Raw genomic sequence first — 11138 nt, 5'->3', positions numbered from 1 at the left:
TGCTTATGCCGTCTAATAGCGCCCATTGCGGCTTGGTGCCCGCCGCAAAAGCTTCGGCCCTTGCCAATATTATGCAATTGACCACAATTAATTGAATAAAGCGTCCTATCTCGGTATAAATGCCGGGCAAAAACTTTCTTAGCAACAAATCAATTAATGTGGTCAATGTGGCGATAATAATTATATAACAAGGAATTCTTACTTTATCGGGAATTATCTTGCCTACCAAAGATATGACAAAGTTGCTTAAAATCAAAACAAAACAAGTTGACACGCCCAGCCAAAAAGCGTTATTTAACGTATTGGTTATTCCAAGCACGGGACACATACCCAAAACCATAACAAATATCGGGTTATTGGTTACTATGCCTTCTAAGATTAAATTCTTTGCTTTCATAACATTATTCTCCCAAGCGGCTTTGATAATATTGGCAAATTATTGACACTGTTTCATTAATTGCCTCGCTAGTGACTGTCGCGCCGCTAACCGCGCCAAAATCCAAATCTTCTTTCTTTTCATATAACGCAAGTTCTGAAGCGTCTAGCCTTACAAAATTTTGTAAGTATTCGGCCAAATCAAAACTTATAGAGTTAGTAACTTTGCCGTCAATCTTTTCTATCTTGCCCTCTTCGTCAAAAGAAATAAAGATATTTGAATCGCCGTATTCATAACCATAACCGGTATAAGCATATATATCATTTCCTAGATTATTTTTATATAATACCGCGCCGGTTTCGGTATCTTCTTCAACCAATGTTACCTCTGTAGTGCCTTCAAACATCCTTTTTATAACTTCTAGCTCTAATTTGTCTTTTACATCAAATCTTAAGCTGCCTTCAGCCGTTATTTTTTTGATTGTAGCTTTTACATTTATTTCATACGAATTTGCTCTTATGCGCGATAGCGTAAGAGTATATATCGCTTTGTTATCTTTATAGCTAATTTCCGGTCTAGGCGTGCTCATTTTATCGCCATTTCGCGTTATAGTTATATCAACGCTTGCTTTTTTGGGATTGGCTTTTCTGGTATTTGAGGAAATAATTTCTATCAAAACTTTTACCGATTCGCCAGCTTCTAAATCTTCAATATCTTTTTCCAAAAATATATTTACAGTCAACAAATCATAGGATTTCGCGGGCGCGTCCAAAATTTCTTGCTTGTCGGACACATATTGCGCCATAGCGAGCTTTACAGCGTCAGACATTGCGTTGCCTGTGATTGTGGATTGGGATATAACATCAAACTGGGTGTTTTGCAAAGTCTGATTGTCCAAACCTTTGAAAGCGTCCAAGTCTTTTAGGCCTTCCTCGCGGTCGGTTTCATTCAGATAGACTTCGGTTGAAATAATAGTATCATTGTTTGTGTTGATTGCCGTAAGCATTTGGACAATGCCGTAAGAACCCGCGATGCCCGTAGCCCTTATAATTATTATATCTTTGTTTTGGCCCGCCGAAGCCTTGTAAATATTATTTATGTTTTCATGCAAGCCAAGTCCGCTTATTTCCAATTCATAAAACTCCGCCGAATCATCGTCTATCATCTCTCTAAATATCGCCAGCATTTCGGCGGTAACGCCTTGAGGCTCTTCCGCTTTCCAAAAATAATTGGCGACTGTCAAAAGCCCCGCGCAAACAACCGCTATAACCGTTAATACAACGACTGATTTTAATGTCTTATTCATTTTGCACCTCTTACAGCTTTTTGTCTGCCAAAAGCGCGGGGATATATATATTTATCTATTAACGGAACGACTATATTCATAATTACTATGGCGAATGAAACGCCTTCGGGATAAGAGCCAAACACCCTTATCAAAACAACCAAAAGCGCGATTCCCAAACCAAATATTACGCTTCCCAAAAATGTGTTAGGGCTTGAGGAATAATCGGTAGCCATAAACACAGCGCCCAGCATCAAACCGCCTGTCAGGATATGACCGGCGACAACAAGCATCATATCTACAAAGCTTCCGCCTGACGGCAAAGCGTCAAACAAATACGCGAACACGGCGACTCCGCCTATGATTATAAGCGGAAGTCTGGGGTCAATTACTTTTCTAATGACCAAATAAATAAAACCGACTAATATCGCTATAACGCTTGTCTCCCCAAACGCCGCGGCCCCCTTGTTGCCTATCAAGAAATTAAACCAATTGCTTGATACCGCCGCCGCGTCCCTTCCAGCGCTTAGCCAAGTAGCCGAAGTCGCGGCGTCCAAACCTATTATATTGCTAGTTCCTACTGTGCCCATAACAGAGCCAAAAGCTATTACCATAAAAATGCGGGCGGTAAGCGCCGGATTGGCAAAGTTCCGCCCAATGCCGCCAAACGCCATTTTTACCAAAACTATAGCGAAAACCGCGCCTATCATGGGCATCCAAATATTAGCAAAACTTATAGAGCCCGGCACAAAAGCCATCGCTTCTTTGTCATAAGCCCAAATTATAGACGCAGGCAAATTAAGCGCAAGCAAAATTCCGGTTACGATACAAGAAAGGTCGGTAGCCGATGAATTTTTGACCGCTTCCCAATTCCATTTGTTGTTTTTTATCAAAGTAAACAATAATTCCGATATAAAAGCGGTTGCCGAACATACGGCGACTAAAATCAAAGTTCCCCACCCAAAAAACAACACGCCTGCGATTATACAAGGTATAAGCGCTATAATCACATCCAGCATTATTCTTCTGGTTGAAAATTTGGACGTTATGAAAGGGGAAGTTTTTTCTATGAGCTTGTCCATATCTATATACCCCTTTTAGCTATCATTCTTTTTGATTTTTTCATAGATGAAACCAAATCGCGCTTAGCGGGACAAATGTAACTGCAGCACCCGCAAAGAATGCAATCAACAGCGCCGTATTTTTTGGCGTTTTCCCAATCGCCCGCGATGCATGCAAGGTCAATAAACATAGGCATTAATTTCATTGGACAAACAACCGCGCATTTTCTACAATTTATGCATTGGCTTGGCGAGATGTTGTTGATTTCTTGTCGGGTCAAAAATAACACCGACGAGGTGGTCGCTGTAACCGCTTCTTCAATGCTTTTTGCGGCTTCGCCCATCATTGGCCCGCCATTGACTATCATAACGCATTGGGCCGTTTTTATATAGTCTAGTTCTTTTTTTAAGTTTTTGATTTCGGACTTTAATTGTTTTATTTGTTTTGATTGAGATTTGCTTAATTTATCAATTTGGGCTTGTTTTTCGCGAATTGAATCCTGAATAATTTTAATATTTTCATGCAAATTCACAGCCTTGCATTCGTTTAATATATCTTTATATGCAGTGCCAAGCCTTACCCAATAATTGCCTTTGTTTTTTACCGCGCCTCCGGAGACAGTGACAACGCGCCTATACAAAGGTTGTCCTTCCCAAACTGCGTAATAAACGGACAACGCCGTATGGATGTTATTTACCACAACGCCCACCTTGAAAGGCAGCTCGCATGCGGGAACTACCCTTTTGGTCAAAGAGTATATAAGCTGCTTTTCGGCGCCTTGCGGATACTTGGTTTTTAAAGACACTACTTTTATGTCGGTATAATTTTTGAGGTTAATTATTTTATTTAAAGTTTCTATCGCGTCGTCTTTGTTGTCTTCCACGCCAATAATGATGTTGCTGACATTAAGCGCCGTAGCTATGTATTTTGCGCCTTTTAAAATCTGTTCGGGATATTCCAACATTATTCTGTGGTCCGAAGTGATGTAAGGCTCGCATTCGGCGCCGTTTATTATCAAAGTGTCAATTTTATCGTCTTTTGGAACATCCAATTTGGCGGCCGTAGGAAAACCAGCTCCGCCCATTCCCACTATTCCGCAATCCGCTATCCTTTTTAAAATTTCCTCGCGGGTGGGATTTGTAAGCCTCGGCAAAAACTCGGTCTGGTCTGTAAAGTCATTTTCAATGACAATATGCGCGACCTCGCCATTAGAGGTCTGTCTGTTTTCTATCCCCACAACCTTTCCGCTTACGGAAGAAAAAATATTGGCGCTTACCGCCCCGTCCGCCGAGGCTAATAACGCGCCTATTTTTACATAATCTCCTTCCTTAACGCAAATTTTCGCCGGCTTGCCCACATGCTGAACCACGGGAATATATACTTTTGCTGCCGGCGTCAATTCGGAAATATATTTCTTATTTGTGAATTTTTTGTTGGGCGGATACACCCCGCCAGGAAAATTAATTGGCATTGATTAACCATCCTAAATAATTAAATAATCCGACATGATTATAACACTCAGAACATAAATTGTCTATACAATCACAAATTATTATAAATTATCTTAATAGTATTATGCAAATCTTTTGGCGGCTTTATGTAAATATTTGGAATGTATAATAGTCTTATCAAATTTTATTTATATCAAAATATTAATTCTAATAGCGATAGACTACGGAATATATTAGTTTTATGAAAGCGATTGGCCAACTAACCGTAAAAGAATTATTAAAACAAAAGCTTCAAGGCAAAACAGACAAAGTATTGTTGATATTTACTATAATCATTACCTTATTTGGTATCTTAATGGTCTATTCGGCTAGTTCTTATACAGCGCATATTAGATATGAGGACAGCTTTTTTTATATGAAAAAACAGGTTTTGGGCGCTGTGCTGGGCTTGGGCGCTATGTCGGGATTGACTTATTGTAATTACAAAATCTTAGATAGATTAAAACTTCCTATCTTGGTTATATCTATAATGCTGCTTATCGTTGTTTGTATTCCGGGCGTCGGATTGGAAAATTACGGCGCAAACCGCTGGATTGACCTTCCGGGCTTTACCATCCAACCGAGCGAAATAGCCAAATTCGCCTTTATTATTTTTTCAGCGGGATATATGGCCAAAAACCAAGATAAGATGACAACCTTTTTGGGCGTTTTGCCTGTTTTGGTCGCGGGCGGGGTTATCGCTCTGCTTATTATTTTAGAGCCCAATATGTCTATTACGGTATGCGTTATTTTACTGATGCTTTTTATGTTGTTTTTGGGCGGGACTAGAATAAAACATTTTGTGATTTTGGCTTTGCCTGTGGCGGCTTTGGTGCCTATTTTGATATTGATTGAGCCGTATCGTATGAACCGACTTGCCGCTTTTTTGAATCCTTGGGCGTCGCCTTTGGAAGAAGGTTTTCAGCTTATCCAGTCTTATTATTCTTTGGGAAGCGGCGGGCTTTTTGGCGTGGGCCTTTTTAATTCGCGCCAAAAATATTTATTCTTGCCTTTTTCCGAATCGGACTTTATATTCAGCATAATTGGCGAAGAATTGGGATTGGCGGGGGCTTTATTGACCATTGCGGTTTTTTGCATTATTATTTACCGCTGTATACGCGTGGCGTTAAACGCGCCCGACAGGTTAGGCTGCTATATGGCGTCTGGAATTGGGGCGATAATCGCTATTCAGGTGGCCGTCAATATAGCCGTGGTCACAGGCAGCATACCGCCCACGGGGCTTCCTCTGCCCTTCGTGAGCGCGGGCAGTTCTTCTTTGGTTGTGTTTATGGGCGGCATAGGCATCGTCCAAAATATTTCTAGGCATAGCAATATCTTTTTATCCTAAAGTTTTTATTGGCTTGCGCCTAAAGATTTGACCAATTCTATAAATTTTTGGCCGCGGGCCTCAAAATTAACAAATTCGTCAAAACTTGCGCAAGCGGGAGACAGCAACACATTGCAAGGTTTTACGCCTTCCGCGGCTTGCGCGCTTTTAAAAAACGCGTCGCTAAAATCATTGGCAAGAATAGTTTTTTTTAGCAATCCTACTGATTTTATATCTGACAGCATTTTATGCTTGGCAGCGCCGTAAATAACTATATATTTGATTATATGGTTAAAACTATTTTTTATCTTTTTAAAATAATCCAATAAACTTATGCCCTTGTCGCTGCCGCCCAAAATCAAAACCGTGGGCGCTGTCATGCTCTTTATCGCGACTAGGCTTGAATCCGCATTAGTGGCTTTTGAGTCGTTGATGAAAGTTATGCCGTCCAAATTGCCCGCATATTGCAACCGGTGTTTGACGCCGTTAAATTGATTTAAAACCCGACCAATTATTTCAAAATCAATGTCCACAAGGTAAGCGCATAAAGCCGCCATAAGCGCGTTATAGACATTGTGGTCGCCTATTAGTTTCAAATCTTTACGGTCAATAAGATACTTGCCGTCTATGAAAATTTTGCCGTTTAGGCACCAAGCGCCGTTAACTTTTTGTTTTTGGCTGATATATAATTTTTTGGATAATGACTTTAAATACGGCAAAATCTCGTATTGGTCGCGGTTTGCTATTAAATAATCCTGATTGGTTTGGTTTTTAAAAATGCGCGTTTTGCATTGTATGTAATTTTGCATTGTCAAGTGTCTATCCAAATGGTCGGGGGTTATATTCAGGATACCGGCGATAAAAGGTCTGAAATTTTGGATAGCTTCCAATTGAAAGCTTGAAACTTCCAAGGGCAATATGTCGTCCTTGCCGTATGCCAGCGCTTTGGAAGAAAAAGGCGTTCCTATGTTGCCCAATGGCTCGTTTTTTATGCCCCCTTGGCTTAAAATATGGCTTATTAGGCTTACAGTGGTGGTTTTGCCGTTTGTGCCTGTGATGGCAATCAATCGGCTTTTATTTAGCCTAAAACCAAATTCAAGCTCGGATATAACGGGAACATTGTTTTGGAAGCACATTAATATATTCGGGTCATAAATGCTTATGCCCGGGCTTATAACGCATTCGTCAAAACTTTTTATAAAGTCATTGGTTAAGCTGGATTTTCTTGTGTCGTTAATCAAATGCGCGTCGCAACCCCAAGATTGCAAAATATTAAAAACGCTTAGACCGCTTGCTCCGCCGCCCAAAATCAAAACGCGCTTTTTGCTATAATCCAATTTTTTGCCGCCTGACTTTACAAAAATAATAAATATAATATAACGCTCAAAATGCCCATAACCGCTGTCGCCATAATATATATGACGGTTATTTTGGACTCGTGAATGCCTTTTCTTTCAAAATGGTGGTGAAGCGGCGCCATAAGAAAAACTCTTTTGCCGCCTGTCGCTTTAAAATATAAAACCTGTATAATTACGCTCAAGCTGCTTAACACAAACATAACGCCAATTATTGGCATTAAGAGTTCAAGCCGCGTAAAAACGGTTACGCACGCGACCGCGCCGCCAAGCGCCAACGAGCCGGTATCGCCCATAAAAATTTTTGCAGGATAGCTGTTAAAAATCAAGTATCCCAATACCCCGCCCATGACCGCGCCGCCAAAAATAATCTGTCCGATATATTCATTGATTATTTGGTCGTTATAGCCTTCGTTATATAGATAATTGACATATATAAGCTGTATCAAGCCAAAAAACAACATAAAGACAAGCGTCACTCCGCCGGCAAGCCCGTCCAAACCGTCGGTAAGGTTGACGCTGTTGGTGACCGCCAAAAACATAAAAATTATAAACGGAATTATAAATATGCCTAGATTAATTTCTATTGATGTAAAAGGAATCAAAATATAAGAACCAATATTTTTATTGCGGAATGTATAAATCGCGATAATTATGGCTATAAATGTTTGGGCGATAATTTTTTGGTAAGCTTTTAGTCCTTTATTTTGCTTGTACTTAATCTTTATAAAATCGTCCAGACCGCCCACGACGCCGTAAGCAGCCATTACCGCAACGGACATAAGCGAAGAACCCAAAAAATCAAAAAACAGCATGGCTATAATAACCGCCAAAATAAAACCTATGCCGCCCATTGTGGGCGTGCCTTGTTTGTTTAGATGATTATCAACATAATGCAAAATTGTCTGACGGGCTTTTAACTTGCCAACGACCTTAATAACAAACGGAGTAAGCAAAGCCGATACCAAGAACGATATTATTAACGCAATAAGGGATTGCAAAATAATCTTAATCAACTAAGCTACTCCGCGCGTTCTATCAAATTTTTTACGACTTCCAAGTCCGAAAACGGATATTTCACTCCCTCAATTTCCTGATAAGCCTCGTCGCCCTTGCCGGCAATCAAAATTATGTCGTCTTTTTGGCTTAGGGATATGGCGTGTTTTATGGCTTCTTTTCTGTCGGGTATGCAAATATACAAACCTTTTGTTTGTTTTGCGCCTTGTTCTATATCATGGATTATGTCCTCGGGTTTTTCAAAACGCGGGTTGTCGCTTGTAATAACCGTATAATCGGATAAGCCGCACGCCGCTTTTCCCATCTTGGCGCGTTTGTCTTTATCCCTATTGCCGCCGCAACCGAATACGGTTATAATTTTGCCCTTTGCAAATTCTTTTATACCGCTTAAAACATTAACCAACCCGTCGGGCGTATGCGCGTAGTCAATAATTACATGTTTGTTGTTTTTTATATAGGTTTCACATCTGCCCTTTACTGTCTTGAGGTTGCTTATACCCGTCGCGATATCATAAAGGCTGACATTGAGAATAAAACAAGCCAAAGCGGCGCACAAAGTGTTATACATATTAAACTTGCCCGGCAAGGCGAAATTTATTTCGTATAGCTTATCAAAAATATTGATTATATATTTAAGGCCGCGAATGCTTGACGAATAATTAATCCCAAAAGCGTCGGCGGGATTTTGGCAGCCGTATGTAAAACAGGGTATGTCGCTGGTTTGACAAATTTTCCTGCCTAATTCGTCATCCGAATTGATTACCGCTAGCTTTGCGTAATATGAGCAAAATAATTTTGATTTGGATTGCCTGTAATTTTCTATTGTCTTAAAAAAGTCCAAATGGTCTTGGGTGCAATTGGTAAACACCGCGACATCAAACACTATGCCGTCAATCTTTCTTAATTCTATGGCATGGGCGGAAACTTCCATAACAACCCAGTCCGTATCGCAATCCGCCATTTCCCTAAAGATCGCGTGCAGTTGTATCGGGTCGGGCGTAGTCAATGTCGGCGGATATGTTTTGCCGTCTATGATAGTTCCCGATGTTCCTATAAGGCCGACCTTCTTGCCCGCCACTTCGCCAATGCTTTTGATTATATATGTAGTGGTGGTTTTGCCGTTGGTGCCCGTAACTCCTATTAATTTCATGGACTTGGCGGGGTTGTTATAAAAATTGGCGCTTATTATGGACATCGCGCTTCGCGTATCGTCCACAATAACCTGGGCGATGTCAATATCGTCAAAAACCTTTTGGCTTATAATAGCCGTTGCGCCGTTTTTTATGGCTTCGTATACAAAATCATGCCCGTCGGTTTTTTCGCCCTTAAGGCAAAAAAACAATCCATTTTTTGATATTGTCTTGCTGTTATGAGAAAGGTTGGTTATTTCTTGATCTTGTCCTATTATTTTTTGAGGTTTAATTCCTTCCAAAATTTTTGATAGCTTCATAAGTTTTCCTTTTTTAATAAAAAATATAATTACAATAATAAAAAATCTTTGGGTTTTTGTTGAAACTATCAGGCAAGCTCGCTGGCAAGGTTTTTATAGTCAATAAGTATCTTGGTATAAGCGTATTTCAAATCGGAAGACAACTTATCGTTGGAAAGGGTGTTCATTAACGACTTTAGGGTAGATAAAATTTTTTTAAGCCCTGTCTTAATATAAATATGTTCTATTCTGCTTAAATCTTTGGTCAATTCATCGTATTCGTTTAGATGCTTGTATAAATCGTCATAAGCAAGCTGCAAGTCTTGCAAAACGGCAACCTCTGTTATCTGCGCTTTGTCTAATTGGATGCTGTGGTTATATAATCTTTTATAAATCGCGTCCCATTGGTTTAAAGATTTTTCTGCCATTTGTTTTACTTTTTTGTCGGTAAAATTCATGACAATTTCAGGAACGCTGATTATATATTTTTCGGAAGGAAATTGCGTAATATTCGCCATTACGCTTACGGCCTGCTGTTCTTCGGGATAGACGGCGGCAATAATCCGATAAGGACCGTCCATAATAATATAGCCCCCTCCGCCAAGTTCCCTTATCGCCTCAGCCGCCGTTATGGCTTGGCTTTCGGAAGTAAAAGCGCCCAATTGAACGGCGTAATATTGCGTTTTTTTGATCTCGGCTTTATTCAGCTTGCCCAATAAATGACCTATGTTAAGCCCTTGCGCCAATAATGTCGTAAGCAAGATAGCGATCATAAATCCCGTAACTAACAGCGCGACGGCCGTTATAATTTCTGATTTTTTTAATTTTGGTTTATATGATTTTGTATAAGGCAAAGCATTATAATAATTCCCGTCAAGATATAAATTGCCATCATTGTAAAAACTTTGCTCCTGAATTTGATTTGCGGTATACGCATCATAATAATTATCGTTATCCGATTGTTCTTGATAAAAATTGCCATAGCTTAGGCGCTTTTTGTCATAACTCCATTCACTGTAATCTATCCCGCCCTTTCCTTTTTTCATGCTTGTATTGCTCCGTTATTTAGGATATACTTCTATTTAATACTATGTAAGGCGGTTTTTCTTTATGCAATATAAAATTCATACGACGCCTATTTGGGACGCTTTCAAAGAGGATTGCTTATGCCCTATGTGCCATATTAATCAAGAGCTAGTTGACGGGCTTGTGGATAGATATCTAAACGAGGCGGTGATGGCGCCTATATCTCGGCAATCAGTGAATAAATACGGCTTTTGCTGGCATCATTACAATATGCTCCTCAAGGGCGACAATAAATTAGGCGTCGCACTACAAAGTATAACCAGAACAGAACATTTGCAAAACATCATAAAGCCGCCTAAAAATATAAAAACCGCGGCAAAACAGGCTATAGAATTATTAAACCAAAGCTTCTCTTGCGTTATTTGCCAAGAATCTGAGAAAACTATGGATAGATATTATATGACCGTGGCGCAAATGTATTATTACGAGCCGCCTTTTATGAAAGCGCTGGATTCTTCGCGGGGTTTTTGTCTTTACCATTACGCAAAATTATTGCAAAATGCCCGCCATGCCCGCTCTAAGTCAACTTTGTTTTTGGAATCCTTGTATTCGGTCCAAATAAGCATGTTAGCAAAATTAAAGAGCAATTTGGAATCTTTCAGTCAAAAATTTGACTATCAAAAGAAAGATATGCCTTGGGGCGATAGCAAGGACGCTCCTTGGAGAACTTCGCAAATTATTACCAAAAAGAAGATATAAACCTTTACACGC

At 39.9% G+C, this 11138-nt stretch carries 10 protein-coding genes; 2 read left to right on the top strand and 8 right to left on the bottom strand.

Annotated features, from left to right (window positions below; translation table 11 throughout):
- From GX756_05680 to GX756_05665, 4 genes are all read right to left on the bottom strand, one after another.
- Positions 1-397, bottom strand: a 397-nt coding sequence (locus GX756_05680; protein ID NLC17352.1) for an electron transport complex subunit RsxE, incomplete at its 3' end; no start/stop codon positions are given.
- Positions 398-401: 4 nt separating this feature from the next.
- Entirely contained in the window at positions 402-1682 is a 1281-nt protein-coding gene (locus GX756_05675; GenBank protein NLC17351.1) for an FMN-binding protein, read from the bottom strand.
- A complete protein-coding gene (locus GX756_05670; protein NLC17350.1) occupies positions 1679-2743 on the bottom strand; it encodes an RnfABCDGE type electron transport complex subunit D in 1065 nt (354 codons plus the stop codon). The genes GX756_05675 and GX756_05670 overlap by 4 nt, the downstream gene beginning before the upstream one ends.
- 2 nt (positions 2744-2745) lie before the next feature.
- The gene (locus GX756_05665; GenBank protein ID NLC17349.1) at positions 2746-4194 is read right to left on the bottom strand and encodes an RnfABCDGE type electron transport complex subunit C; all 1449 of its coding nucleotides are present in this window, start codon (positions 4192-4194) and stop codon (positions 2746-2748) included.
- A 221-nt stretch (positions 4195-4415) separates the two neighbouring features.
- On the opposite strand from GX756_05665, the gene ftsW reads away from it, so the two are divergent.
- Positions 4416-5561, top strand: coding sequence for a putative lipid II flippase FtsW (gene ftsW, locus GX756_05660; protein NLC17348.1), 1146 nt, complete (start codon positions 4416-4418; stop codon positions 5559-5561).
- Positions 5562-5566: 5 nt separating this feature from the next.
- Here the strand turns inward: ftsW and murD are convergent, their stop codons facing one another.
- The 4 genes from murD to GX756_05640 all read right to left on the bottom strand — a co-directional run bounded on the left by murD (position 5567) and on the right by GX756_05640 (position 10387).
- Positions 5567-6877 (bottom strand): UDP-N-acetylmuramoyl-L-alanine--D-glutamate ligase, encoded by a 1311-nt coding sequence (gene murD / locus GX756_05655; protein NLC17347.1) that lies wholly within the window; start codon positions 6875-6877, stop codon positions 5567-5569.
- A 17-nt stretch (positions 6878-6894) separates the two neighbouring features.
- Complete coding sequence (locus GX756_05650; protein ID NLC17346.1) at positions 6895-7911, bottom strand: phospho-N-acetylmuramoyl-pentapeptide-transferase; 1017 nt, start codon at positions 7909-7911, stop codon at positions 6895-6897.
- Positions 7912-7916: 5 nt separating this feature from the next.
- Complete coding sequence (locus GX756_05645; GenBank protein ID NLC17345.1) at positions 7917-9362, bottom strand: UDP-N-acetylmuramoyl-L-alanyl-D-glutamate--2,6-diaminopimelate ligase; 1446 nt, start codon at positions 9360-9362, stop codon at positions 7917-7919.
- 68 nt (positions 9363-9430) lie between these two features.
- Entirely contained in the window at positions 9431-10387 is a 957-nt protein-coding gene (locus GX756_05640; protein NLC17344.1) for a hypothetical protein, read from the bottom strand.
- Between the two features lie 64 nt (positions 10388-10451).
- On the opposite strand from GX756_05640, the gene GX756_05635 reads away from it, so the two are divergent.
- Entirely contained in the window at positions 10452-11126 is a 675-nt protein-coding gene (locus GX756_05635; protein ID NLC17343.1) for a hypothetical protein, read from the top strand.
- Positions 11127-11138: the final 12 nt, after the last annotated feature.

It is taken from the genome of Clostridiales bacterium (genome assembly GCA_012512255.1).
GTDB lineage: Bacteria > Bacillota > Clostridia > Christensenellales > DUVY01 > DUVY01.
The sequence above is the reverse complement of the archived record's forward strand: the minus strand, read 5'-3'. Positions and strand labels throughout refer to the sequence as shown.